Origin of the sequence: Mycoplana azooxidifex (assembly GCF_014196765.1) — a bacterium.
Classification (GTDB): Bacteria; Pseudomonadota; Alphaproteobacteria; order Rhizobiales; family Rhizobiaceae; genus Mycoplana; species Mycoplana azooxidifex.
The window spans coordinates 67,596-93,351 of the sequence record NZ_JACIEE010000010.1; the positions used below are offsets into that span (position 1 = coordinate 67,596).

The 25,756-nt window shown below is 63.0% G+C and carries 26 protein-coding genes; 2 read left to right on the plus strand and 24 right to left on the minus strand.

Going from position 1 to position 25,756, the window contains the following annotated elements; all coding sequences use genetic code 11:
* Position 1: 1 nt before the first annotated feature.
* Complete coding sequence (locus tag GGQ64_RS22000) at positions 2-1,012, minus strand: carbohydrate ABC transporter permease (protein ID WP_183807489.1); 1,011 nt, start codon at positions 1,010-1,012, stop codon at positions 2-4.
* Between the two features lie 123 nt (positions 1,013-1,135).
* The gene (locus tag GGQ64_RS22005; RefSeq protein ID WP_183807605.1) at positions 1,136-2,476 is read right to left on the minus strand and encodes an ABC transporter substrate-binding protein; all 1,341 of its coding nucleotides are present in this window, start codon (positions 2,474-2,476) and stop codon (positions 1,136-1,138) included.
* 319 nt (positions 2,477-2,795) lie between these two features.
* Here GGQ64_RS22005 and GGQ64_RS22010 point away from each other — a divergent pair, with 319 nt between their 5' ends.
* Complete coding sequence (locus tag GGQ64_RS22010; protein WP_343059540.1) at positions 2,796-3,851, plus strand: LacI family DNA-binding transcriptional regulator; 1,056 nt, start codon at positions 2,796-2,798, stop codon at positions 3,849-3,851.
* A gap of 41 nt (positions 3,852-3,892) precedes the next feature.
* On the opposite strand, the gene folD is transcribed toward GGQ64_RS22010, so the two are convergent.
* Positions 3,893-4,792, minus strand: a complete 900-nt coding sequence (gene folD / locus GGQ64_RS22015; RefSeq protein WP_183807491.1) for a bifunctional methylenetetrahydrofolate dehydrogenase/methenyltetrahydrofolate cyclohydrolase FolD — start codon at positions 4,790-4,792, stop codon at positions 3,893-3,895.
* 408 nt (positions 4,793-5,200) lie between these two features.
* Between folD and GGQ64_RS22020 the strand changes: the two genes are divergently transcribed.
* Entirely contained in the window at positions 5,201-5,983 is a 783-nt protein-coding gene (locus GGQ64_RS22020; RefSeq protein ID WP_183807492.1) for a WecB/TagA/CpsF family glycosyltransferase, read from the plus strand.
* A gap of 94 nt (positions 5,984-6,077) precedes the next feature.
* On the opposite strand, the gene GGQ64_RS22025 is transcribed toward GGQ64_RS22020, so the two are convergent.
* The 21 genes from GGQ64_RS22025 to GGQ64_RS22125 form a co-directional block, all read right to left on the minus strand.
* Positions 6,078-6,605 carry a hypothetical protein gene (locus GGQ64_RS22025; protein WP_183807493.1) on the minus strand — a complete coding sequence of 176 codons (528 nt, stop codon included), beginning with the start codon at positions 6,603-6,605 and terminating at the stop codon, positions 6,078-6,080.
* Positions 6,602-6,970, minus strand: coding sequence for a hypothetical protein (locus tag GGQ64_RS22030; protein ID WP_183807494.1), 369 nt, complete (start codon positions 6,968-6,970; stop codon positions 6,602-6,604). The genes GGQ64_RS22025 and GGQ64_RS22030 overlap by 4 nt, the downstream gene beginning before the upstream one ends.
* 14 nt (positions 6,971-6,984) lie before the next feature.
* Complete coding sequence (locus GGQ64_RS22035) at positions 6,985-7,557, minus strand: rod-binding protein (protein ID WP_183807606.1); 573 nt, start codon at positions 7,555-7,557, stop codon at positions 6,985-6,987.
* A gap of 319 nt (positions 7,558-7,876) precedes the next feature.
* Positions 7,877-8,275, minus strand: a complete 399-nt coding sequence (locus GGQ64_RS22040; protein ID WP_183807495.1) for a hypothetical protein — start codon at positions 8,273-8,275, stop codon at positions 7,877-7,879.
* Between the two features lie 8 nt (positions 8,276-8,283).
* Complete coding sequence (fliR, locus tag GGQ64_RS22045) at positions 8,284-9,033, minus strand: flagellar biosynthetic protein FliR (RefSeq protein ID WP_183807496.1); 750 nt, start codon at positions 9,031-9,033, stop codon at positions 8,284-8,286.
* A complete protein-coding gene (gene flhA / locus GGQ64_RS22050) occupies positions 9,030-11,117 on the minus strand; it encodes a flagellar biosynthesis protein FlhA (RefSeq protein ID WP_183807497.1) in 2,088 nt (695 codons plus the stop codon). Before flhA ends, fliR begins: the two co-directional genes overlap by 4 nt.
* A gap of 159 nt (positions 11,118-11,276) precedes the next feature.
* A complete protein-coding gene (gene fliQ / locus GGQ64_RS22055) occupies positions 11,277-11,543 on the minus strand; it encodes a flagellar biosynthesis protein FliQ (protein ID WP_183807498.1) in 267 nt (88 codons plus the stop codon).
* Positions 11,536-11,964 carry a flagellar hook assembly protein FlgD gene (gene flgD / locus GGQ64_RS22060; RefSeq protein ID WP_183807499.1) on the minus strand — a complete coding sequence of 143 codons (429 nt, stop codon included), beginning with the start codon at positions 11,962-11,964 and terminating at the stop codon, positions 11,536-11,538. The genes fliQ and flgD overlap by 8 nt, the downstream gene beginning before the upstream one ends.
* On the minus strand, positions 11,958-12,404 hold the full coding sequence (gene flbT, locus GGQ64_RS22065) for a flagellar biosynthesis repressor FlbT (protein ID WP_183807500.1): 447 nt from the start codon (positions 12,402-12,404) through the stop codon (positions 11,958-11,960). The genes flgD and flbT overlap by 7 nt, the downstream gene beginning before the upstream one ends.
* Positions 12,401-12,748, minus strand: a complete 348-nt coding sequence (gene flaF, locus GGQ64_RS22070) for a flagellar biosynthesis regulator FlaF (RefSeq protein WP_183807501.1) — start codon at positions 12,746-12,748, stop codon at positions 12,401-12,403. The genes flbT and flaF overlap by 4 nt, the downstream gene beginning before the upstream one ends.
* A gap of 37 nt (positions 12,749-12,785) precedes the next feature.
* Positions 12,786-13,847, minus strand: a complete 1,062-nt coding sequence (locus tag GGQ64_RS22075; protein ID WP_183807502.1) for a flagellar hook-associated family protein — start codon at positions 13,845-13,847, stop codon at positions 12,786-12,788.
* Positions 13,848-13,851: 4 nt separating this feature from the next.
* Positions 13,852-15,285: a flagellar hook-associated protein FlgK gene (flgK, locus tag GGQ64_RS22080; protein WP_183807503.1), complete on the minus strand. Its 1,434-nt coding sequence runs from the start codon at positions 15,283-15,285 to the stop codon at positions 13,852-13,854.
* Positions 15,286-15,323: 38 nt separating this feature from the next.
* Complete coding sequence (locus GGQ64_RS22085; RefSeq protein WP_183807504.1) at positions 15,324-16,550, minus strand: flagellar hook protein FlgE; 1,227 nt, start codon at positions 16,548-16,550, stop codon at positions 15,324-15,326.
* A gap of 128 nt (positions 16,551-16,678) precedes the next feature.
* On the minus strand, positions 16,679-17,350 hold the full coding sequence (gene rem, locus GGQ64_RS22090; protein ID WP_183807505.1) for a transcriptional activator Rem: 672 nt from the start codon (positions 17,348-17,350) through the stop codon (positions 16,679-16,681).
* A 269-nt stretch (positions 17,351-17,619) separates the two neighbouring features.
* Positions 17,620-18,162, minus strand: a complete 543-nt coding sequence (locus tag GGQ64_RS22095) for a transglycosylase SLT domain-containing protein (protein WP_425488532.1) — start codon at positions 18,160-18,162, stop codon at positions 17,620-17,622.
* Entirely contained in the window at positions 18,122-19,591 is a 1,470-nt protein-coding gene (locus tag GGQ64_RS22100) for a flagellar hook-length control protein FliK (RefSeq protein ID WP_183807506.1), read from the minus strand. The genes GGQ64_RS22095 and GGQ64_RS22100 overlap by 41 nt, the downstream gene beginning before the upstream one ends.
* Positions 19,588-20,931 carry a chemotaxis protein MotC gene (gene motC, locus GGQ64_RS22105; protein ID WP_246422846.1) on the minus strand — a complete coding sequence of 448 codons (1,344 nt, stop codon included), beginning with the start codon at positions 20,929-20,931 and terminating at the stop codon, positions 19,588-19,590. The genes GGQ64_RS22100 and motC overlap by 4 nt, the downstream gene beginning before the upstream one ends.
* Before the next feature lie 4 nt (positions 20,932-20,935).
* A complete protein-coding gene (locus GGQ64_RS22110) occupies positions 20,936-22,090 on the minus strand; it encodes a flagellar motor protein MotB (RefSeq protein WP_183807508.1) in 1,155 nt (384 codons plus the stop codon).
* Positions 22,087-22,812: a hypothetical protein gene (locus GGQ64_RS22115; RefSeq protein ID WP_246422847.1), complete on the minus strand. Its 726-nt coding sequence runs from the start codon at positions 22,810-22,812 to the stop codon at positions 22,087-22,089. The genes GGQ64_RS22110 and GGQ64_RS22115 overlap by 4 nt, the downstream gene beginning before the upstream one ends.
* Positions 22,813-23,106: 294 nt before the next feature.
* Positions 23,107-24,096 carry a flagellin N-terminal helical domain-containing protein gene (locus GGQ64_RS22120; RefSeq protein ID WP_183807509.1) on the minus strand — a complete coding sequence of 330 codons (990 nt, stop codon included), beginning with the start codon at positions 24,094-24,096 and terminating at the stop codon, positions 23,107-23,109.
* 400 nt (positions 24,097-24,496) lie between these two features.
* Positions 24,497-25,675: a flagellin N-terminal helical domain-containing protein gene (locus tag GGQ64_RS22125; protein ID WP_183807510.1), complete on the minus strand. Its 1,179-nt coding sequence runs from the start codon at positions 25,673-25,675 to the stop codon at positions 24,497-24,499.
* Positions 25,676-25,756 lie beyond the last annotated feature (81 nt).

Consider the following 25,756-nt stretch of genomic DNA (forward strand, 5'->3'; position numbering starts at 1 on the left):
CTCAGTGGCCTCCGGTTTCGCGCATGGCGTTGCGGATATTCCAGATCATGATCGGCACGACCAGCACCATGATGACGACGGCGATCGCCGCCCCCCGGCCGAAATCGCCGCCGCCGCGGAACATCCAGTCGAACATGAGGTTGGCAAGCACCTGCGTCTGCCACTGGCCGTTGGTCATCGCCAGAACGATGTCGAAGACCTTGAGCACGAGGATGGTGATCGTGGTCCAGACGACGGCGATCGTGCCCCAGATCTGCGGTATCATGATCTTGAAGAAGATCTGGAAGCCGTTGGCGCCATCGATGACGGCGGCCTCCAGCGTCTCCTCCGGGATGCCCCTGAGCGCTGCCGACAGGATCACCATGGCAAAGCCGGTCTGGATCCAGATCAGGATAACCATCAGGAAGAAATTGTTCCAGAACGGCAGCGTGATCCAGGCCTCCGGCGAGCCGCCGAACCAGGTGACGATCGCGTTCAGGATGCCGATCTGCTCGCTGCCCTCGGCGCGATAGTCGTAGACGAATTTCCAGATCACCGCGGCGCCGACGAAGGAGATCGCCATCGGCATGAAGATCAGCGTCTTGGCGATGTTTCCCCACCAGATGCGGTCCGTCAGAGCCGCAATGACCAGGCCGAAGAAGGTCGAGAGCGCCGGGACCACCAGCAGCCAGAGGAAATTGTTGAAGATCGACTGGCGGAATTCGCTGTCGCCGAGCATCCAGACGAAATTGCCGAGCCCGAGGAAGGTCTGCCCCGTCCGGTCGTGCAGGCTGAGCCGGACGGATTCGAATACCGGATAGACGAGGTAGACTGAAAGCGCCAGCAGCGCCGGCAACATGAACAGCCAGGGCCGGATGGCGTTCGTCGTCCGCAGGTTCTGCGACGCCTTCGCGCCCGACAGGCCCTTGGACGGGAAGATCCGGTCCAGGAGCCAGTTGGTGGCGAAGAAGTAGAAGGCGCAGGCGAGCACGCCCGCGATCATCGTCCCTATGGCAAACACGAGTTGCTGCATGATCCCCTCCTCCCGGACGCTTCGCGCGTCTCGGGCGATCCTCCGGTCGGGCGGCGGCACCGGCCTCGCGCCGATGCCGCCCCTTCGTGAGCCGGACGTCCGCCGGCTCCGGTGGGAGGCCGCCTACTTGATGGCGTCCCAGGCCTTCTGGATGCCTTGCGCGACATCGGCGGAGGACTTGCCGCCGACGAAATTGACCATGCCGGTCCAGAAGGCACCGGCGCCGATCTTGCCGGGCATCAGGTCGGAGCCGTCGAAGCGGAAGGTGGTGGAGTTCAGGAGGATCTCGCCCTGCTTCTTCATCGGCGCGTTGGCATAGGTTTCCTGATTGGCGCTCTTGAACGGCGTCAGGAAGCTCGACTGCGCCATCCACAGCTCATGGGCGATCGGGGTCTTGAGGAAATCCATGAAGGCGCGCGCCGCCGGGGTATCCTTGGTGATCATCGCCAGCGTGCCGGCGCCGAGAACCGGATTGCCGAGCTCCGCCTTCGAGGCATAGGGCGGCATGTAGAAGAAGTCCGCATCCTCGCCCACGACCGTGCCCTCGGGGAAGAACGAGGGGATGAAGGAGGCCTGATGGTGCAGGTAGCACTTCGGCGGCGAGGCGAAGAGGCCCTTCGGGCTGTCGCGGAAGTCGGTCGACGCCACTGCCGCAGGCCCGCCGGCAGCGAATTTGTCGGTCTTGGCAAACCAGCCGAACTCGTCGATCGCACCGGTGACGGCGGGATCGTCGAAGGGAATCGCGTTGGTGACCCACTTGTCGTAGGTCTCCGGCGTCTGGGTGCGCAGCATCAGATCCTCGACCCAGTCGGTCGCCGGCCAGCCGGTCGCTCCACCCGAACCGAGCCCGATGCACCAGGGCGTCTCGCCGTCGGCGACGATCTGCTCGGTCAGGGCCTTCAGTTCCTCCATCGTCTTGGGGACCTCGTAGCCGGCGTCCTCGAAGTTCTCAGGCACGTACCAAACCAGCGACTTCACGTCGATCTTGTAGGGTAAGGCGAAGAGCTGCGCGTTCCCGTCCTTGCCCTTGTAGGTCGAAAGGTCGACCCAAGACTGGCCGGCGGCGTAGTTGTCGAGCAGCCACTGCTTCGTCTCGTCGCCCAGCGGGGTGAGGTAACCCTTGGAGGCCAGGTCGGCGATGAGGCCAGGCTGTGGCAGGATCGCGACGTCCGGCGGGCTGCCCGCCTGCGTATCGATGACGATCTGCTGCTCGTAGTTTTCCGACGACGAGTACTTGATCTCGGCGCCCGTCGCTTCCTCGAAATAGGCGTAGACGCTCTTGAACAGCACCTCGTCCTCGCCGCGCCAGGGGCCGAAGATCGTCAGCGTCTGGCCCTTCAGGTCATGACCCTTGCTGAACTCCTCGAAGCTCGCCCAGTTGAACTTTCCGTCCTCGCCGGGCGCGAATTTCAGTTCGGCCGCGCCCGCAGCACCCGCCAGCAGCGACACCAAAGCTGCCGTCATCAAGAAATGCTTCTTCACGTGATTTCCTCCCACGATGTGCCCGCATCGAACGCCGGCTTCTCCAAACTCGCTCTGAAAACTCGCCCTGTCATTTCCCATTCTTCTCAAAGCGCTTTGGAAGGAAGAATCCCCTATCGACGCCACCGCGTCAAGCCTCTTCCTCGAAGGGCGGCATTTGACGCGCCACCTCCTGCGTTGCAGCAAGGTTTTGCGATGCAAACAATCGATTTCGCTTTCAAAGGCGAAATTGCTGATGCTACATGAAGGCGGCGCTGGACGGGAGGATCTCAAAGCGCTTCGAATCGCGAAGGCAAGCAACGTGAACCTCAAACAGCTGTCGCAGCTCCTCGGTCTTTCGCAGACGACGGTTAGCAGGGCCCTCAACGGGTATCCGGAGGTCAATGCCGAGACGCGCGAGCGCGTTCTTGATGCGGTGCGCCGGACGGGCTACCGGCCCAACCGCGCGGCACAACGCCTCGCCACCGGACGGGCAGGCTCGATCGGGCTGGTGATGCCCACGGCGCACGGATACCCGTCCGATGTGCACTTCGGCGAATTTCTGGCCGGGCTGGGCGACGAGGCCGTGCGCCACGACTTCCACTTCGTCATCAATCCGAGCCATCCCGACGACGAGGAGGCGACGTGCAAGCGGCTGGTCGCCAGCGGCAATATCGACGCGCTCTTCATCGCCTACATGCGCGAGAAGGACCCCCGCGTCGCGCTGCTGAAATCTCTGTCGGTCCCCTTCATCGTGCACGGCCGCTCGATCGGGATTCCGACCGACTATCCCTACCTGGACATCGACAACACCGCCGCGTTCCACGATGCGACGAAACTGCTCATCCAGCTTGGGCACAGGCGGATCGCGCTGCTGAACGGCCCTGCCCATTTCGCCTTCGCGATCCGCAGGAAGAGGGGCATGGCGGCGGCGCTCGCAGAGAGCGGGCTGACGCTCGACGAAACCTGCGTGCAGCACTCGCCGATGACGGACGAGCACGGCTTTTCCGGCATGAAGCGGTTTCTCGACCTGCCCGAATGGCCGACCGCGATCCTCTGCTCCAGCACGGTGCTGGCGCTCGGGGCCGTGCGGGCGCTGAACCAGGCCGGGCTCAAGATCGGCTCGGACGTTTCGCTGATCGCCCACGACGACGTGCTGCCGATGCTGAAGCCGGAGAATTTCAGCGTGCCGCTGACGACGACGCGCTCATCGCTGCGCAGTGCGGGCTCGCGGATCGCCAAGCGGCTGATCTCCCGCATTCTCAAGCTGGAGATCCTGCCGGAGCAGGAGTTGTGGAGGGCGGAACTGATCGTGCGCGCGTCCACCGGACCGGCGCCGCATCGGGCCGGCCGGGCGAACGAGCGATCGGCCGGTTAAGGCACGGCGCAGTCTCGGCTCTTTAGCCCGGAGCCTCTGTTTCAGAAGCGCGGTGGCTTGAGACCGGCCCGGCGATAAGCGGCGATCACTGTGTTGGCCATGAGCATGGCGATGGTCATCGGCCCGACCCCGCCGGGAACCGGCGTGATCGCGCCCGCCACCTCGGCGCATTCGCCGAAGGCGACGTCGCCGACGAGGCGCGACTTGCCCTCTCCCCTTTCCTGGGCGGGCACGCGGTTGATGCCGACATCGATCACTGTTGCGCCCGGTTTAACCCAGTCCGCCTTGACCATCTGCGGCCGGCCGACCGCGGCGACGAGGATATCGGCGTTGCGGCAGACGGCGGCGAGATCCTTCGTGCGGGAATGGGCCGAGGTCACGGTGGCGTTGGCATTGAGGAGCAGTGCGGCCATCGGCTTGCCGAACAGGTTGGAGCGGCCGATGACGACGGCGTTCAGCCCGGAAAGATCGCCACCGCGGATGCCGCGCACGAGCACCATGGCGCCGGCGGGTGTGCAGGAAATCAGGCCGCCCTCGAGGTCGCCGGTGGCAAGCTTTCCGGCATTGACGACGTGCAGGCCGTCCACGTCCTTTTCGGGCAGGATGGACTGGATGATCGGTTCGGACTGCAGGTGTCTCGGCAGCGGCAGTTGCACCAGGATGCCGTGGATCGTGTCGTCGGCGTTCAGCTTCTGGACGAGCGCGGCCAGTTCTTCCTGCGTCGTTTCCTCGGGCAGCGTATGCTGGACCGAGGTGAAGCCGCACTCCTTTGCCATGCGGCTCTTCGAAGAGACGTAGGCGTGGCTCGCCGGATCGTCGCCGACGATGACGACCGCCAGACCCGTCTTCACGCCTGCTTCCTTTTCCAGTTTCCCGGCCGCGGCCTTGACGGCCTCGATCACGGTGGCGGCAACCTGCTTCCCATCAATAGTGGTGGTCACGTTCTTCTCCTCGCGCGTACCGCGGAATCTAGTGCGGGCCATATGGCTGCAATGGCCTCTCAGCGCCCTATGCTGTCCAAAATCGTACTTTGCAAGTCCCCGACCGGGCGACGGAGTGGCGCAGCCCTTCCGCTGCGGAGACTTCTTTCCTTCGCCCACGGCGGAAAAAGCGGGAAAGGCGGCCCCGGAAACGCCATCGGCGCGAGGCTTGGTAAAGAGATCGCTAAGGCGACGGATCGGACTTTAGCGGACAACTTAAGCTAAGCTTGAGCGCGAAGTGATACACGCTGGCGGAGCATGAAGGAGCCTCGCCGCGATGACCGTTCGCCTCGCCTGTAGCCACCCCATTTCCACGGACCGGACGCCCCTTCGTTCGGCCTGGCTCGGCGCGCGCTGTGGAGGCCGGGCATGAACGTTCAATCGGGAACGACGCTCCGGGCGTCGCAGCGCGACATACTGGGCCTGCCGGTCTGCGATCTCGACTGGGCCGGCGCGTTCGACTTCGTCGCCGGCATCGCCGACATGCCGATCGGTACGACGACCGTCGCCTTCCTCAATGCCAACAATGCCAACCTGATGATGCGCGATGCCGAATACCGCAAGGCGCTGCAGCGGCAGATCGTGCTGCCGGACGGGCACGGCGTGGACATCGCATCGCAGATCTTCCACGGCCAGCCGTTCCCGGCCAACCTCAACGGGACCGACTTCGTCCCTGGCCTGCTGACCTACATGGAGAAGCCGAAGCGGGTGGCGCTGATCGGCGCGCGGCAGGACGTGCTGCTGATTGCGGCCGAGAAGTTCCGCGAGCACACGCCCTGGCACGAGTTCCATGCCATCGCTGACGGCTATTTCAAGGAGAGCGAATCCCAGGCCGTTATGGACAAGATCCGCGACCTGGCGCCCGATATCCTGCTGGTCGCGATGGGGACTCCGATCCAGGAGAAGTGGATCGACCAGCACGTCACCCCCGGCCATGCGCGGCTCGTGATCAGCGTCGGCGCGCTCTTCGATTTCGTCGCCGGGCGGGTTCCGCGCGCGCCGTCCCGCATGCGGCGCCTGCGCCTGGAATGGCTGTTCCGGTTCCTCCAGGAACCGCGGCGTCTGTGGCATCGCTACGTCGTCGGAAATCCGCTGTTCCTCCTGCATGTCGCGCGCTACAAGCTGGCGAGCGTCTTCGGCCGCCGCGGCTGAAGACACCCGGAACGAGAAAGGGCACCGCGAAGCCCTGAATCGCGGCGCCCTTGATCTGCCCGTCAACGACAGACAAATTTCTCAGGCAAATCTCTCAGGGAGCAGTCGGGTCGGCAGGTGCTTCCGGCGCCTCCCGGGTGCGAACGATCGCGGTCCCGCGCCGAGGCGGCTCCTTGCCGACTTCGAGCTTGGCGATGTAGTCGATCTGCTCGATCAGAACGTCTTCGACGACCTCCCCGCCGAAGCGCTTGTTGAGGCCGTCCTTGATCCTGCCCCGGAAAGCCTCGACGTCGAAGCTGTCGAGCTTCTCGACATCGATCAGGCGCTGCCCGACGAGCAACGAATAGAGTTCGTCGGTGATCACCTCGCTCAGAGGAACCGGCTGCCTGGCTGCAAGTTCCCTGTTAGCGGTATAGGACAGCCGGGTGAGGAAATAGCCCTTGACGGCTCCGTCGGAGATGACCGGGATCGTTGCCTGGCTGCCCCTGACGAGATCGAGCGCGGCCGCGCGCGCGGCCGCCTCCTCGTCAACCCTCGGAGCGGCCGCCATCTGCATCGAGAAATAGACGGATCCGAGGGTGAGGACGCAGATCCAGGCACCGACGAGGATGAGCTTGATCACGGCTGGTATCCCAGCCGGAACTGCTCCTGCGAATAGGTGCCGTCAGCTTCCTGCTCGCGCATGGCGTCCTTCAAGAGTTCCACCACCGAGCGAACCGCTTCGAGGTGCGCGGATACGCGCTGGGCATTGACGACCAGCTTCTCGCGCAGCTTCTTCAGTTGCGGGGCGAACGCCCTCGGCATCTCCTCGGCCGGCACGTCGCGCGACAGCATGGAAAGCTCGTAAAGGCAGCGGCTCTTGTGGGCGTTCGACGTCTGCAGGTCGAAGGCCGGATCGGCGCCGATGCCGGCGTTTTCCGCATCGACGATGGATTCAAGCCGGTTCAGTACGGTACGGATGCGGAGATCGTTCGTTGTCATGTCCATTTATATTCCTCCGATCAGGCTGTCTTGTTGTCGTTGTCGTTATTGATGCCAGCGGCACTCACGTCGCCGAACGTGTCGCGCTGGAGCTGCTGAACCATCGCCGTCGCCACGCGCTGGTCATTGGGATCGATCCTGGCGATGTCGCCGGCGGCGTTCTTCTTCTCTTGATCCTTCATGAGGCTTGCCGCGATACCAATGCCGCCGCTTTGGGCGATCACGTCGCCGATCTGCTCCGCCATCATCCCGCGCCAGATTTCGCCCGTCGTGCCCTTGCCGTAGACCTCTTCGCTGTCTGCAGGCAGCATCGACTTGACGAAGTTCTGCAGCACCATGGCCTCGAACTTGCGGTAGGTGGCGGGGATCTTGTCGGCCGCAGCGCCGCCGGAAGCCGAAGCCGCCGTGGTCAAGGCCGTGTCGCGGTTGAGGATGCCGACGGCGGCGCCGAACCCGTTTCCGGCATCGGCCAGACTTGTCGCCTCGAAGCTCGCACGCTGCGACTTGAGCTTGGTCTGCGCTTCCTGGACTGCCGACGGATCGGCGGCGCGCACGACATCGAGCACGAGATCGCTAGGGGGGGAAATTGCCACGGTCAGTTGCCTCTCGGGTATCACGCGGCCGCGGCCGCCATCATGACGGAACGCCAGCCTGTTCATCGCGAAGACCCCGCACCACCGGCTCTGCGAAGCAGATCTGCTCCATCGGGCGCTCGGCTTTCCGGCAGGGGTTGCATCCCTCGTCTTGAATTTGGAGTATGGTCGCTCAACCTTACGGGAGGCTGATCACCCCGACGTGATCCCCGAACGGCAGATGCGCTGATCCTTCCGGAACGGGCCGGCAGCGCAAATTTATAAAATATATAACAATATCAAAAATATAAAACTTCAGTATCGGTTTCAGACGCCGCATTCAGCGGTCGCGGTCCTTTCCATGGGCGATATGCTGGTCGATGAGATCGTAGACCGCGTTGTCCGCTTCCTCGCGGTCTTCCAGGTTCCGCGCGTCGTGCATCTGCTCGGCCAGGCGGTCTGCCTTGGTGCGTTCGCGCACGATTCGCATCTCGTGCATCTGCTGAACGCCGGCCAGCATCACGTCCTTCTGCCTGAGCTTGCCGATCTGGGCGGCATAGATGTCGGAGAAATTGCGATGGACCGGATTGAGGGAGACGATGGCCGCGGCCACCGCATCCATCGTCTCGGCCACCTCCTGCCGCTGCTGCGTCGCCAGCGCGAGATCCATTTCCGCCATCTGCTCCAGATGGCGCTGGACGGCCACGAGACGTTTCAGCTTGTCAGAGCGCTTGGCCATCGAAACCCTCATCGCCCTTCGAATACCGGAACGAAGCCGTTGGCAAAGATCTCCAGCAATGACGAGACCCCGAAATAAAGCAGGAACAGGCCGCCTGCGATGATGAACGGCAGCGAGATGAAGTAAATCGGCATCTGCGGCGCCAGCTTGTTGATCAGGCCGACGGCGACGTTGAAGAGGAGGCCGTAGATGATGAAGGGGCTGGCGAGCCGCAGCATGATGCTGAAGGTCTGCACCAGCGTGTCGGTCAGAGTGATCAGCGCGCTTTGCGGATTGAACCCGCCCATGGGAATGGCCGTATACGAATCCACCAGCGCGCGAACGACGATATGATGGAAATTCAACATGAACAGAGCCATGAGCCCGGCGAAACCGATCAGGTTCGTGAGCTGGTTCTCCGCCGTGTCTTCGAGGACGTCCTGCGAGGGGGGCGAGTTGAAACCGATCATCATCGTCAGCGTCGTGCCGGCGAACTGCAGGCCGAGCACGTAGTAGCGCGTGATCAGGCCGATCACCGCCCCTGTCAGCGTCTCGAACAGGATGATCTGGATATAGGTAAGGGCCGTCCCTTGCGTCTTCGGATAGATCGTATCCCACAGGATCGGCAGGACCGCGATGGAGATCGCGACCGCGACGAACAGCCTGATCTGCATGGGAAGCCGCGCCGAGGCGAAGCCCGGCAGGAGCATGAAGCAGCCGCCGACACGGCAGAAGGCGGCGAACAGCGCCAGCACCATGCCCTGCGGATCGGTGATCATGAGATCGAGCCGAGGATCTTGATCTCGATGCCCTTCGCAAGCTCGACATGCGACAGGACCGGCAGGGTGGCAAAGAGGCGCTCGATGATCATGCGGACATAAGTACGGGATTCGGGCGAGGTGACCAGTACGAAAGGCGTTCCGCGGTCAAGGAATTCACGGATAACTTTGGTCGCCTGTTCGCTGAACTCCTCGAGCTGGCGCGGATCGATGTCGAACTCCACGACCTCGCCCTTGGCATCGCGCTTGAGCGCCTGGTGAAAGACCATGTCCCAGCGATTGCCGAGACGCAGTACCGGCAGGACACCGTTTTCGGCAAGGTCGCCGCAGATCTGCTGGGCCATGCGGATGCGCACATGCTCGACGATCTGCTCGGTCTTGCGCACGTGCGGCGCCAGTTCGGCAACCGCTTCGAGGATCAGATGCAGGTTGCGGATCGACACGCGCTCGGCGAGCAGCAGTTTCAGCACCGCCTGCAGGCCGGAATAGGACATGTGCGATGAGCAGATCTCGTCCGCAAGCTTGCGGTATTCCGGATCCAGCCGCTCGATCAGGATCTTGACGTCCTTGTAGGAGAGAAGCTGCGGCAGGTTGTTGCGGATGACTTCGGAGAGATGGGTCAGCACCACCGAGACGTTGTCGATCGGGTGGAAGCCTTCGCGGCGGACATCCTCGGCAAAGGTCTCCAGGATCGAGACGGCCGGCATGCCGAAGGCGGGCTCGCGGATCTCGTCGCCTGGCACGCTCGGCTTGCGCCCGCCGCCGGTGACCACGAGGACTTCGCCGACGCGAACGACGTTCGAGGCGACCGTCGTGCCGTGGATGCGGATGTGGTAGGCCTTGTCGGCAATCGAGATGTCGTCGGACACCTTGATCTCCGGCACGACGAAGCCGTACTGGGTGGCGAATTTCTTGCGCATCTTGCCGACGCGGAACGCCAGTTCCTGATGGGCGCCGAGAAGCCTGGTCGAGACCTGCTTGCCGAGCAACAACTCGATTTCGGCGGTCTTGAGCGCCGACTTGACCGAATCCTTGTCGGCTTCCTTGGTCTGCTGCGCGTTCTTGGCTTCCACTTCGCGCCGCTGCCTGCTTTCTTCCTCCTGCCGGCGCGGAATGACCCAGCCGCCGAAAGCCATGATGCCGCCGAGCACCATGAAGGGAAGGAAGGGCAGGCCCGGCATGACCGCGAGCAGGGCCATCAGGGCGGCAGCCACCATGAGGGCGCGCGGATAGCCGCTCAGCTGGTTGACGACGGCCTGGTCGGTCGAGCCCGGCGAACTGCCGCGCGAAACGAGAAGGCCGGCCGCCAGCGATACGATCAGGGCGGGGATCTGGGAGACGACGCCGTCGCCGACGGACAGCTTGACGAAGACGTCGGCTGCCTCGCCGATCTCCATGCCGTGCCGGAAGTAGCCGATGATGATCCCGCCGAAGATGTTGATCGCGGTGATGAGGAGACCGGCGATCGCGTCGCCGCGGACGAACTTCGAGGCGCCGTCCATCGAGCCGAAGAACGAGCTCTCGTCTTCCAGCTCGCGGCGGCGGCGCTGGGCCTCCTTCTCGTCGATCAGGCCTGCGGACAGGTCGGCGTCGATCGACATCTGCTTGCCGGGGATGGCATCGAGGGTGAAGCGGGCGCCCACCTCGGCGATACGCGTCGCACCCTTGGTGATGACGATGAAGTTCACCGTGATCAGGATCAGGAAGACGATCAGACCGATGACAAAGTCGCCGGACATGACGAGGCTCGAGAACCCGGCGATCACACTACCCGCGGCGTCATGCCCCTGGTGGCCATGCGAAAGGATGACGCGCGTCGTGGCGATGTTCAGCGACAGCCGGATCATGGTGGCGATCAGCAGGATCGTCGGGAAGGACGAGAAGTCGAGCGGCTTCTGGATCCAGAGCGACACCATCAGGATGAGCACGGAAAAGGCTATCGAGAATGCCAGGCCCATGTCGATCAGGAACGGCGGAATGGGCAGGAACAGGATCGAGAGGATGGCGATGATGCCCATCGCAAACGCGATGTCCCGGCCGCTCGGAGAAACCTTGGGGATGGAGAGTGAAGGTACCTGTGCCATTTTCGTCCCGTCTCGTCATGAGAGGCGCGGTCCGCTCAGGACCGCAATGCTGCCGGAACGTGTAGCGCGCGAAACTTGCGCGAGGGTGGCAGTTCGGACGAATGGCTGGTCAGGGCATGTCGAGGTCCAAAACCGCCGCACGCTTTTGCGCGACAGGTTCTAGAAGCCGGATTCGATCCGGGAGAAGATGACGTCGCTGAAAATGGAGATTTGTGCGCCGATGAAGGGCGCAGAGATTGCAACCGTGACGAGCACGGCGAGAATCTTCGGAACGAAAGTCAAGGTGACTTCCTGGACCTGGGTCAACGCCTGGATGAAGGCGATGACGACGCCGACGATCATCGCCGCCAAGACCGCCGGGCCGGCCGCCACAATGACGGTCCAGATGGCGGCCTGGGCAATGTCGAGGGCGTCTGCCTCATTCATCGGCGGTTTGCTTCACCTTTACGCCAGGTCCAATGACGAGTTTCTCGCCCGACTCAAGCGTTGCAACGATGCCATCCGTATACAGCGTTACTTCCTTGACGACACCCGAAATCTTGCCGTCCTCGCTGGTGACCGTCCGGCCGATCACGGAATCGGCTTCCTGCAGGGAGGTGCGCTGGAGCAGGCTCTCCAGGTTGCTGTTCGTCTTCACCGTCTGCTCGACCTGCGAGAAGGTGGCAAGCTGCGCCATCTGCGCGGTCGCGTCCATCGGCTCGGTCGGGTCCTGGTTCTTCAACTGCTCTACGAAAAGCTTCAGAAAGCTCTCGTAGTTCAGCGTGGTGCTCTTCGTATCGCTGGAGGATTCGGTGCCCGACACGGTGGGCGTGTAGCCGTTGGCGGCGGCAGAGACGGGCGTTACCATATGGCGATCTCCTTGCGGATATGTTCCACCGTGGCCGGCGTGATCTCGTGATTGTTGAGGATCTGGTCCTCGATCGGATAGAGCGCACGAATGGCCTTGAGGGCCTCGAACGCGCGTCCCTGCGTGACCAGTCCGTCGATCCGCTTCAGTTCCGCGAGCACTTCCTCGTTGCGGAAGCAGTTCAGCAGCATGATGACCGACTTGCGGAAGATCGCCGTCGATTGCTCGGCGCCATCCGGATTGATCAGGATCATCTGGGCGATGAAGTAAAGCTGACGCAACGGCGTCGTCGCCTGTTCCGGCTGGAGAACATGGTTCTCGAGCAGGAACGTGACGTCGTTCAGGAATTCCAGGGCGACCTTCCGGTCGACCCGCAGTACCGCGCCGTTCACAAAGATGCGCTCACCCGATTTCAGCGAGATCCGCAAGGTGCTTTTCATTTTATGCCATCCCTGATGATGGTTGTTATGTCGATGATGCCCTGGAAATTGGTCGATTCACGTTTTCGGATGCGATCGGCTTCCCCCAGTATCCAGAGGGCGATTGAAATGAGATTGGCGCGCAGTTCCTTGTCGAGCTGGTTTTCGGGGTTGCCGAGATCCTCGACGAAACGAATCCAGACTCGCCGCGTGAAGTAGACGGCTTCGATGGTGTCCCTGCCGTAGGAGGTGCTGGCCTGCGCCTTGCGCAACAGCTCGATGGAACGGTCGAGTACCTGCCGCTCGCGGCCTCTGGCGGTCTCGACGCCATCCTCCATGATCTCGACATATGAGAACTGGTACATTTAGACACCCTTCATGTTTGTCATGCATCTCTGATCATCAGAGATAGTTGACCAGGCTCATGTTCTGGAGCTGGGCGGTCAACGTGTATGCAAGTTCGAGTTGCGTCTGGAGTGAGGTGATGCGGGTCGCGATCTCGTCTTCATCGACCATTTCGAGACCATTGATGCTGGTCGTCAGGATGCTGGACTGTGCGCCCAGCGAAACATTCGCCTGCTCGACGCGCGCCTCGGAAACCCCGAGCAGCGAGCGTTCGGAATCCACGCCTGTAATTGCCGAGCCAATGTACTCGAGCGACTTGTCGCTGACTACCTTGCGCGTCTCCGTACCGATATTGAGATTAAGAAGTTCGTAACCGATGACTGCACCGAGCGCGAACTTGCGCATGCCGTCGGTGTTCGCGTTGGTCGAACTCTGCACCACCTCGGAGTTGCTGATGCGGCTCGTCATGTTCTGGTCGGAGGCGTTCGACCAGTCGGTCGCCCATGTCCCCGCGGCGGTCGTGTCCATGAACATGGTCTCGACATCGGCGATGAAGCCTTCCATCTCTGCCGGCGTGATGTCGGCAACCTGGGTGTCGTCCTGGTCGAAGCCGAAATAGGTCAGGAACGCCTGGTCGAACGTCGCCTTGGCCGGGGAGGCTGCGTCGAGGTAGCTGTTCATCGGCATGACATCGGTGTCGATGCCGGCAAAGAGATACTCGCCGCTGAAGGATGTGTTCGTCGCGCTGGTGAAGAGTGCAATGGCGCCGCCGAAGCTCTCCTTCGTGCGGTCCAGCTGGTCCAGCGATTCTGTGCCGGAAAGCGCGACGAGGGTTTCCATGACGGTATTTGCCGCCTCGGAGACCTGACCCAAGGCTTCCTGGGATGCAGACAGGCGCTGGGTCGTCAGCGAATTGGTGCTCTGCAGCGATTGCAGGCGCTGCAGGTCGCGGTGCAGGTTGAGCGTGCGCGCGGTCTTCGCCCCGAGTTCCACCCCGAGGTCGGCATGGCGGAGCGTGACGAGCTCCTTCTGCCGGTCCATCAGCTCGGACTGCGCTTCGGAGATCGTCCGCAGCAGCGTGGTCTGCATGGCGATGTTGGAAACAAACGACGTTTTCATTGCCTTAACCTGCTGCCTGGAGGAGAGCGTTCATCATCTCTTCGACCGTCGATACCAGCTTGGCCGATGCCTTGTAGGATTGCTCGAGATCGAGGAGCAGCGAGAGCTCCTCGTCGAGGCTGACTGCGGTGACGTTCTGGAGCGACGACTGGGTCCGGGAGAGAAGAGCCGCCTTGTCGTCGCTCGCCGTGACCGCGGCGCTGCGCAACTGCTCGACCCAGCCGATGGAGTTCGTCGAGAAATTCAGGATGCTGGTGCCTGTGTCGATGCCGGTTGCGACATCGAAGGTCATGTCTGCCGCAAATGCTGCGGCATAGCTGTCCAGCAGGGTCGAGAAGCTCGCGTCGTTGTTGGTGTTCTGGTTCAGGTTGACGCCGTCGCGAAGCAGCATCGGGTTGCCGCCCGCTGCTGTGATCAGGTCCGGATTGACGATGATGTTGGCGGCGAGGCCATCGGTCAGCGTTGCCGGGACGACGTTCGATTCGAGCGGACCGTCCATCCAGGTGAAGAGCCCGGGCAGGTTGTTGTCCTCGAACATCGTGATGACGGCGCGCGCCATCTCGTCGAGCTGGGTCTGGTAGGTAGGCGCGATGTCGTCACGGAGCTGGAGGAGTGCGGGGATGCTTCCCTGGGCGCTGGTGTTTCCGCCCACGCCCGCTTCCACGGCAACGCCGTCGATGTAGAGCTGGTTTCCGACGGTGCCTGCGGTATAGGTCGTCGTGGGCGCGAAGGTCACCTCGCGCGGCACGGTCTCGAACAACACGGTGCCGTCGCTCGTGTAAAGCGCCATGTCGTTGTTCGTGCGCGTCACCGTGGTGAGACCGACAATCTCCGAGATCTGGCCCAGGAGCTTGTCACGCTGGTCGAGCGCGTCGTTGACATCGGTGCCGGCCGCGGTCCCCGCCTTGACCTGGTCGTTGTAGGTCTTGAATTCCGCAAGCAGCCCGTTGAGCTCGCCGACGGCAAGAGCGATGTCGGCGTCAGCCTCGGCACGCAGTTGCTGGACGTCCGCCGAGGAGGAGTTCAGGGCGTTTGCCACATCGACGGCATTTGCGACGACCGTCTCGGCAAGCGACTGCTCGCTCGGCCGGTCGGCAAAGGTCTGGAGATTGTCGCGCAGCGTCGCCAGGTAGTTGCCGACGGAGAGTTCGTAGTCGTCGCCGCCCAGAGTGCTTCTGATGCGCTCCAGGCCGGCGAGCGTGGTGTCCTGCGCAGATGACTTGGAAATGCTGAGCAGGTTCTGCTTCTGCAATGCGTCGTTCTGGGCGCGGTAGGTGTGGACGACCGTGGCTCCGCTTGCTGCGGAAGCCAGAACGGCGGCACGGCGGTTGTATGCGGTGTTGCTCGCATTGGCAATGTTGTTCGACGCGACCGCTGTCTGCAGCGCCGTGTTCGAAAAGCTTGACTGGGCAATCTTTATTGCCGTTGAAAGCGACATCGTATCAACCTACCGTTCTATTGAAGTTGCCGTTACCGTCAGCGTACGAGGTTGACGAGAACGTCCATCAGTTCGGAGCCGGTCTGGAAGACCTTCGAGTTGGCCGTGTAGTTGCGCTGGGACTCGATCATGCTGGTCAGTTCCTCGGCGATATCGACGTTGGAATCTTCCAGCGCGCCCGAGAGGATCGTCCCGTAGCCGCTGTTGCCGGCATAACCCATGACGATGACGCCGGACTCGTTGCTCTGCGAGTAGATGTTGCCGGCGAGCGGCGTCAGGTTGTCCGGGCTCTGGACGTTGGCCATGGCGATGCGGAACTTGGGGATCAGGTCGCCGTTGTCGTACTTCACCGACAGGATGCCATCGTCGCTGATCTCGTAGCCGGAGACTTCGCTGGGTTCGCTGCCGTTGATGTCGCCATCTGCGCCAAACTCTTTATTCAGCTGCGTCGTTCCGGCCAGGTTGATGTCGAGCGCGCTGAGTTCCGGCGCACCGGCACCGACCCCGAAGGTCATGCCGGCAGTGGAGAGCATACCGTCAGCAGGCGTGATCAGGTTGCCCGTGTTGTCGAATTCCAGGGTCTCGGCGGCGAGCGTCGTGACCGTTCCGCTGACCGGATCGGTGTAGGTCACCGTCAGGTCCCACTCGCCGGCAGTGGCGGTCGTGGAATAGGTGAAGTCCAGCTTGCGGGTGTTGCCGAGGCTGTCATAGGCGACCAGCGAGGTCGCCTTGCTGTAGGGATGCGCCTCGTTGGAGGGCAGGTTCACAGCCAGCTCGCCTTCCGTCGACGGCGTCGCCGTGAGCGCGCCGTCGGAGAGATTGATCTCGGAGAGGCCGTCGTAGCCGTTGATGACGATCGTCGGATCGGCCGTCGAGGAATATTCGTAGCCCATCAGCTTGTAGCCGGCGGTGTTGCGCAACGATCCGTCATCCATCGGCGTGAAGGCACCGGCGCGGGTCAGGTACTCGACGCCATCGGCTCCCTGGACGATGAAGAAGCCGTTGCCGTTGATGGCAAGGTCCGTCGCCGAGGTCGTATAGGTGAACGTGCCCTGCGCGGAGATCGAGTAGCGGACGTCGGTGGTGACGCCGCCGGAATTGTAGGCCCCGCCGGTGGACGGCAGGATCAACGATGAAAACTGGGTCGAGGCCTTCTTGTAGCCCGTGGTGTTGGCGTTCGCGATGTTGTCGGCGACCGCGCTCAGACGGTTTGACTGGGCATTCATGCCCGAAACGCCGGTTCTCATGGTTCCGTAGAGGCTCATGCTTTGATTCCTCGCTATTCAAATATGGGACGAGAGTATGAGGTGTGCCTTGCGTGAGGCTGTATGCCGGTGGCCTTGCGCCACCGCCGCGTTTTGTGCGCAGGCCGCAGGGGCGGCCCGCACGGCAATCAGCTCCAGTCGATGCAGTAGCCGAGGAAGCGCTTCGAATCGATCGGATCGAAGCCGAGCTTCTTGCGGAGCTTCTTGCGAAGCTTGCTGATGTGGCTTTCGACCACGTTCTCCTCGACGTCCTCGTCGAAGATCCCGTAGATCGCGTTGAAGATCTGCGTCTTCGACAGGCGACGGCCGCGGTTTGCGACCAGGTATTCGAGAATGCGGCGTTCGCGCCGCGGCAGGGGAAACACCGATCCCTCGATCTCCGGGTCGCGACCGTCCGAGTAGACCCGGATCGGTCCGATATCAGTGAAGTTGGCCAGCGCTTTCAGCCGCCGGCGGATCGCCGCGGCCCGGGCCAGGATCTCGCGCGGATGCACCGGCTTGCGGACGACATCGTCCACGCCGCAATCGAAGAAGGCCAGCGTCGTCTCCAGCGACGGGGTGTCGCTGACTGCGATCACCGGCGCCTGGGAACGATCCCGGATCGCCCGCGGCAGTTCCATCGTCTGCTGGCCCTGGCCGATCAGGAACGCCTCGACGGCGTCCAGATCGCTGTCCGCAGCCGAACTGACCCATTCCCCGAATTCCTTCGGATCAAAGCCCGTCGAGGGCACGCCCTCGCGACCAAAGAGTGAAGTATACCCGTCCTTAACGAGCTCGCGCTCATCAACCACTACGATCATTCGTCCGCCTCCGAATCAGTGTGGTGCTTCGTTAAGAGAGTGGTACGAATCGTGGGAATCAGCGGCAATTAGATAAAATCATCTGATTTATTTAATAATTGATTAACCACTTGGAGGCGATTTGATCTACATCTAGTGGGTCATGCGCGATCTACGACTATTTCATGGTGGAAAAGTTAACGGCCATGGGATTCAATCCTTGCCAGCCTTAAAGTGCGCCCATTGCCGCCACATTTGGGCGAAGGCGCCTTTTTCAATTTTTGATTGAATCAGTGACAGAAGGTGCGGGCGTTCTGCGTCCAGCTGCCATAGCCCGTCGCGACCAGGTTGGCGATCACGCGGCAGACATAGCGCTTCTGTGCCGGATCGTTGTTCGGACCGGCATGATAGCGGGCGACCGCCATGGTCCAGGTCTCGTGTCGCGCATGCAGTTCGGACAGGAAGCGCGCAGCATATTCGACGTTGCGGCGCGGGTTCAGCATTTCCGCCGGCGAGGAGAACTCCGAGCCGTGGAAGTGATGGTTGATCTGCATGCAGCCGAGGTCGATCAGCTTCGCGCCGCCGGCCCGAGCCTGCTGGAACCTTTGCAGCGCCTCGCGTTCGCTGCTGGCGAAGTAGGCCTTGCCCTCGATGTTCAGCGCGTAAGGCTGCAGCGATCCCTTCCGGCCGGTCTCGGCGAGGCCGACCGAATAGAGGATGCCCGCCGGGATGCCGTACTTCGAGGCAGCCGAGAGGATCTCGCGCTCGCAACTGCCCGTGGACGCCTTCGCCTCAGAGGAAGACCCCGCCACCAGAGCCACGGCGCTGGTCATTGCTAGTGAGGTTATCCACCTGGCCATATTCATGCGCCGGTCCTTCGTTGAATGCTGTGTTGGCGGCCTGGCGGGACTCGCCGCCCTGCTGGCGTCCGCTGCCGCCTTCGCGCGCCTGCTGCTGCTCGGCGAACTGCGCCTGCGAATCCCCCTGCGAATTCCCCTGCCCCGCGGCGCTGCCGCCACGGTCGGTCGTCGGCGCCATTTGGACGCTGACCTGGTCGATGGTGAAGCCGTGGCCGCGCAGCGCCTTGACGATCGCGTCGTGGTCGTCGCTGAGGTTGCGGAAGGCCTTGCCCGTCTCGACCTTCAGGTCGACGATCAGCGTGTCGCCCTGCAGCCTCAACGAGGCCGTGACCGTGCCGAGGTCGATCGGCTGGAGTTGAATCTTGAGCGTATTGACGACCTTGCCGGTCACGTCCGGTGCACTGTCGAGTTGCTCGGCCAATGCGGCAGCCCACGAGGGGTCCTGCGCAATGGCGGACGTCACGGCCGAGATGTTGCCCTGCGGGGCCAGGCCCAGATATCTGCGCGAGTCCAGCACTGCAACGGACTCGATGCCGCCCGGCAGCCTGGCCTGCTCGGACACCGCCGACCCCTCGCCCTTGCCACCGATCGCGATTTCGAGCGACGTCGCCTTGCCGTCGGCGCGCACCAGCCGGAAGATCTGATCGGTGTCGCCGCCGGCCGCATTGGCCGCCTGTGCTCCAGCTTCGGCCCCGTCCTGCGCTGCACCGGCAGGCAGCACAGCCGCAGTGCCGGCCCGGCCACCCGGAATGCCGAGCATGGCCTCGGTGGAATCTCCGCCGGTCGCCACCTGCCCCGCCTTGCCGCCCTGGACGGCCTGCGCCTGGCTTGCCGCAGCCGCAATCACCCCGGGCGGCGTTCCTGCCGCCGGCTGGCTCGACTGCTCCCCCGTCAGCATCGAAAACAGGCTGTCCAGCGCGTCGCCGGCATCGCCATCGTCACTTTCGTCGGTGCCGGTGCCCTCCGGCTGCCCGGTCTCGTCCGCACCCATCGCTGGCAGCCCGGCAATCGCCTCCGTGGGCAAGGGCACCTCCGCTGCTTCGGCCGGAGCCGTCACCTTGCCCGGCGCGTCCGCGCCGAGATCCGCCGTCGTCGACGACGGCCGCGTCTTTTCCAGGAGCTCCGCCGGGATTCGCTGCAGCAACGACACGGACGTCGCCTGATCGCTGTCGCCGTCTGTCGTCTGCACCTTCAGGGAGAGCGTCTCAGCACCGTCCTGCTCCATTCCCGCATCGGCGAGGCTCTTTCGGCCCTGCGACGCCGAGCCGCTGCCTTTTGTCGAGACGCGGTCGAAGGTTTCGGAAAACTGCCCCTTGGCGTCACCGTCCGTCTTCGATTTGCCGGTGCCACGGCTTGTCCTCGCCTCAACCTGGCTCAAAGTGCTCGTGTCGATACTGGTCAACTTCCCTCTCCCTCCAGGAGTTTGTCGATCTCGTCGAGTTTCGATCGTCCCGTCGCAACGAATCCGTCGAAGGCGGGATCGGCCGCCTTTTGCGGCTCCCCAATGGCTGCTTCTTCTGGTGTCGGCGAAGCCGATGCATCCGCCGCCGGATCCTGCGCGGCCGGTTCGGCCGCAACGGCGATCGGGCTCATGCGTTCGTCTTCGCTTACATTTTCGGCCGGATCCGGCGCATCCTGACCGGCCGCCGCAGCTACGGGCTCCAACTCTGGTGCCGGCGCGTCTACGGTGAGCACCGGCGGACGCAGAACCTCCTCGGCAATCTGGCGCGCGGCCTCCTTCAGGGCGCGATCCTTCGCCGACAGGTCGTCATCGGGGATCGCCGACAGCCGCTCCATGGCCTGGGTGACATCGGAGGACGAAATGGAAGCGAGGCCGGAGTAGAGATCGGCCAGCGTCCGCGGTCCCTCGTCACCGTCGCTGGTGAGGGCCTGCGCCCTTTCGGCGGCAACGGCCGCGAGCCTGCTTTTCCCGGAGATCGCCGATAGGCGCGCCATGCGCAGATAGACTTCCCGCTGACGCGGCTCGTCCATGAATGACAGGATTTCCTGAATGGTCTCCTCGCCGATCTTTTCGAAGTTCTCCACGGCGAGCTTGACGAAGAGATCGGCGAACTGGCTCGCATAGGGCGAATGCAGGAACCTGCGGGCGTATCGGCTGGCATAGGCGACGCCCTTGTCGACCATGCCGTTCTGTTCGGCGACATAAATCGAGCGGCGCAGCGCGGCCTCCTCGACGATCGTGCCGGGAGCGATCAGGCGCGCCCAGTCGAAATAGGTCAGGGCCAGGTTGGGGTCCTTGCGAAGGACCGAATTGGCCGAGACGAGCGCCAGATAGGGCGCGATCTCGAGGTTCTTGTATTCGGGGAAGATCTCGGCGACCGTCCGCGTGCTGGCCGCACCGCGACCGCTGATATAGTTGCGGACGGATTCGGTGATGCGCTGGTCGAAATGACCGGACACGTCGTTCTTCGCCAGAAGCTCAAGCGTCTCGGGATTGCCGCCGCTCATGGCATAGACCAGCGCAGCATCGACGTTGCGAGGGTCGGCAAAGATCGAGGGATCGGCCGTACGCAGACGCTCGTCGATGGTCGACAGCATAAAGCGCTGCATCTCCATGGCGGAGTGGTCGCCCATCACCACGGTGTCCTGCACGTACTGCAGCGAGCGGATCATCTTGTAGGGCGCGAGATCCTCCATGTTCTGGGCATACGCCGACGCTGCGAGCCCGAAGCCCGCAGCCAGCGCCAGTCCGAATGTCGCAAGCCCCCTTGGCGGCCTCATCGCGCTAGCCCTCGTTTGCCTGGATGAGGATCTCGATGCGGCGGTTTGCATCCGCCATCGGATCTTCCGGCACCTGCGGGCGGCGGTCGGCAAAGCCGCTGACCTGGCTGACGCGCTTCTCGTCGAGCCCGCCACGGACCAGCATGTAGTAGGCGCTCTGGGCGCGCGCCGAGGAAAGCTGCCAGTTGTCGCCGTTCCCACGGAACGGACGAGCGTCGGTATGGCCGCGGATTGCGACCGCGCCTTCCCGCTCGGAGAGGATCTTGCCGATCTTCTCCATCGCAATCACCATCTCCTTGTTCGGTAGTGCCGATCCGACGGTGAACATCGCCGAATCCGACTGGTCCATCAGGCTGACGAGAAGCCCGCCTTCCGAAGGCGTCACCGTCAGGCCTTCGGCGAGCTTGCCGAGGGAGCCGATGTTCTGCACGATCTCCTGCTGCAGTTCCTTCGCGTCGGCTTCCTGCCTGGCGGCGTCGGCCGCGTCCTTGCCGGCTGCGTCCTCCGGCTTTCCGGCCGCGTCGGCGCTGGCGGTCTCTGCCGGCGTCGATACGCTTTCGCTACCGGCGCTGGTCGCCTGGCTGATCTCGACCTGTTGCGTCCAGAAGTCCGGGTCGAAGGGATCGCGATAGGCTTCGCCGCCGGCAGCGCCGGTCGCCGGACCGGCATCGGACGCGCCGCCGTCACCCTTCGCGCTGACATTGGCCTGCTGCCCGACTTCCTGGGCGATCTCGGAGAGGACGGAATACGGGTTCTGGAAGAAATCGGCCTGCGAATACTGGCTTTCGTCGCCCGCGGTCGTGCTCTGCTGCTTGCCCTGCTCGGCGCCATGGGATTGCGACTGCTTCTCGCCGTCGCTGTTCGACTTGTCCTGCGTGTCCTCTCCCTCGGCCTGCTTTCCGGGCTTTTTGAGAGACTTGTCCGCCGGCTTGTCATCAGTCAGCTTGATCGGATTGAAATAGGAAGCGACGGAGGCCTTGGTCTCCTCGTTCGCCGCATTGATCAGCCACATGACGAGGAAGAACGCCATCATCGCGGTCATGAAGTCCGCGTAAGCGATCTTCCAGGCGGCGGCGTGGTGATCGCCCTCGTGATCGCTATACCGCTTGACGATGATGATCTCGTTCTTGCCGTTGTGGTGATTTTCGCCTTCGCTCATGCCAGCACCCTGCGTACGGTATCAGCCCAGGCCGCCATCCGCGTCACCAGGACCGTGTCCCCGAACTCCGCTGCAAGATCGAGATCGTCCGCCTCCAGGTGTCGCAGGACCATCGGAGCGCCTTCCACGAATTGCAGCTTCAATTGTTCAAACAGATGCGACGGGCCCTTGACCGTCACGACGATGCCGTCTCCTTCCGGAAGACCGGCACGGATCATCGTCGCCAGATCCGCGACCGCCTGCCGGGCTAGCACCTCGTCGAGCACCGGCGCCAGAACGTTTGCCGCCTGGCTCGCCACGAGATCGGCGAGCATATCGGTCATCGTCGTGAACCTTTCGGCGATCATGGCCGCCGAGTGCCTCTCGAGGTGATCGCGCAGCGCTTCGATTTCAGCCGCGTGGGCCTTGCGCAGTCCTTCGATCTCCGCCTGGTGGCGGGCGCCGAGTTCTGCTTCCGCTTCGGCACGTCCGGCGGCAAAGGCCTGCTCGCGCTCCGCTTCGACGTCGATCTGGGGTTCGGGCGCGGACAAATCGAACGCGGGCTCCTCGGCGAGACTTCCGGGTCGGGCGAATGCACCGTCATGCAGGAAGGACGGCTGCGGCCGCCGCGGCTCGCTGAAATCCTTCAGATATCTTGCAAGCTGCAAACTCATCGCGCCGCGTCCTTCGACGTGCCCGTCCGCAGCGCAGACGAGGCGGCGCGCTTCCTGCAACCCGACCATGCCCCCTGCCCCGATTCATTCCCACGCTTCCACACAGCTGCCATGTCTCCTTGGACTTCGCGCCGGCCGGATACGGCTGCCGGCGCACAATCTTCCTGACTGCAGGTTGCGAAGCTAGACGGTCAAACTTGTGCGAGGATGAAGGGCCGGACGGAAGGTCTTGGGCCGCGCCAGGGCAAGTCGCGCGGCCCAAGCATCCCGAAGCGCCGTTGACCTCGGCGCCCGGTCTGGATGCGCGTGCGATCGCCGGGACCAAAGTGGCCCCGCAACACGATCCACGTGCCGAACTGCCTGTTACTGCTGGAACAGCTGGAGAATGTTCTGCGAGTTGGTATTGGCGATCGAGAGCGACTGGATGGCCAGCTGCTGCTGGGTTTGCAGCGCCTTCAGTCGCGTCGATTCCTCGTTCATGTCCGCGTCCACGAGGCGTCCGACGCCGGTATCGATCGTGTCGATCAGCGTTGCGACGAAATCCTCCTGCATGTCGATGCGGCTCTGGATCGAGCCCAGGCTCGAGGCGGCGCTCGTCATGGCCTCGAGCTGCTCATCGACGAACTGGGTCATTGCGTCCAGGGCGTCGACATCGTCGTGCGGTCCTGGCGGTTCTGCGATGTCGAGCTGCAGGGCGACAGTGCCGAGATCGGTGATGTCCAGCGTCACCACGGAGAAGTCGAGCGACGTTGTGCCGTTCATCGCCAGCTTGTCGAGGATACCGAGATTGCCGCCGCCGGTATCGAACAGGACGGTGTCCTCGTTCAACGGATAGTCGACGGTCGTCACGCCGACCGTGCCGGACGCGTTTCGGATGAAGGAGGCCACGACCTGCTTGGTGACCGTGACAGGCGTCGCCGTGGTGCCCGTGACGTCGCTGATATCTTCCTGCAGCCAGTTCTCGCCCGAGAAGGAGGCCGATTCGGAAATGCTCTTCAGCTGCTGCTGCAACTGGTTGATTTCTTCCTGGATCTTGGACCGGTCCGTGCCGACGCCATAGGCGGCGACGAGCTTGGACTTGATCTCCTGGACGACCTCGATGGCGCTTTCCATGGCCGCATAGGCGGTGTCGATCTTGGCAGCGCCGAGGCCGAGCGCGTCCTGAACGGTCGCGAGCGCGCGGTTGTCCGAGCGCATGGTGGTCGCGATCGACCAGTAGGCGGCGTTGTCGGCGGCGGTCTCTACCTTGAGACCGGAGGAGACGCGTGCCTGGGTGGTTTCGAAGCTGCGATCGATTGAACGGAGGGTTTGCAGCGCCGCCATCGCGGCCGCGTTGGTCAATATGCTAGCCATCGTCTATGCCTTGTCTCGGAGAGAGATTGCAGGCCGGAGTGAGAGCACCGGCAACGGTGGATTCGCGTCATGCGCGCTGTCGCCAACCGTTTGCCCTGGGCGACAGTCCATCATTCTTAACGAATGCTTAACGGCCGAATGGTTAACAAAAAGTTAACGCCGTCGATGAGCAGGGAAGGTTCGTTGAGAAAGCGTAAACATTCGACAATCGCGCAAGCCTGGCGCAAGGCATGCCTGGGGTCGCAGCGCCCAGATTTTGGCATGCGGCAGAACCCGGCGCATGGGCGCACGCCGAAATCGGGGCATTTCCGGCCGCAACAGCAAACCCCGCGGCTCCTTTCGGAACCGCGGGGTTTCTCCTTCAGCGCGGGACGAAGCCGCCCCTAGCCGGGGGCGCCGCTTACTGACGGAAGAGCGACAGGATGTTTTCGGATGCGGTGTTGGCGATCGAAAGCGCCTGGATGCCGAGTTGCTGCTGCGTTTGCAGAGCGCTGAGGCGGGTCGATTCCTCGTTCATGTCCGCATCGACGAGGCGGCCGATGCCGCTGTCGATCGAGTCGGTCAGCCTGGAGATGAAGTCCTCCTGCATGCCGATGCGCATGGAGATGGAGCCAAGTGCGGCGGTGGCGCTGGTGATGGCTTCCAACTGGTGGTCGACGTGGCTGATCAGCAGGTCGATGACATCTTCGTCGGTGAGTGTTGCATCACCAAGATTGGTCTTTGCGGTATCCAGATCGGCGATGTCGAGTTCGTAGACGGAGGTACCGTCAGCGAAGACGTTGGCGATGGTGGTCTGCTCGGCTGCCGTGATCGTCTTGTCGGCTGCACCCGTGACCTCAACCCACTTGTTCTCGTCGGCCTTGATGTAGAAGTCGGTTCCATCGGTCCAGATGCCGTCGGCGTTCTCGGCAAAGGCGCTGGTGACAACCGTCGAGTCGACGGCCGTGTAGTAGCTGCCGTTGACCTTGGCGACGTCGAACTGCAGCGCGTCCTTGTCAAGGATGCCCATGTTGTTGCCGCTGGTGTCGAACAGCACATTGCCGCTGTCCAGCGGGACATCGATGGACTGGACCTTGACGTTGCCGGCGGAGTCGCGAAGGAACGAGCCGACCACCTGCTTGACGATCGATTCGCCCGTTGCGACATCGGCGCCGTTGGTCGCGCTGACGGCGGCCTTCAACCAGTTTTCGCCCGAGAAGGATGCCGAGTCGGTGATCGACTTCAGCTGGTCCTGAAGCTGCTGGATTTCTTCCTGGATCTTGCTGCGGTCGACGCCGGTTTCGCGGGCGGCAACGAGCTTGTTCTTGATTTCCGTGACCACATCGACCGCGCTTTCCATCGCGGCATATGCAGTGTCGACCTTGGCGGCACCGAGGCCGAGGGCGTCCTGGACGGCGGAGAGCGCGCCGTTGTCCGAACGCATCGTCGTTGCGATCGACCAGTAGGCGGCATTGTCGGAGGCGGTGCCTACGCGCAGGCCGGAGGAGACGCGCGCCTGGGTTTCTTCCATGCTGTCGTCGAGAGAGCGGAGTGTCTGGAGTGCGGCCATGGCCGCATTGTTCGTCAAGATGCTGGTCATTGGAAAATTGCCCCTTCAGTGGCTGATTTGAAAAGGGACATCCCGGGATTGCCGGGAACGATGGAATGGCCTGATGCCCGT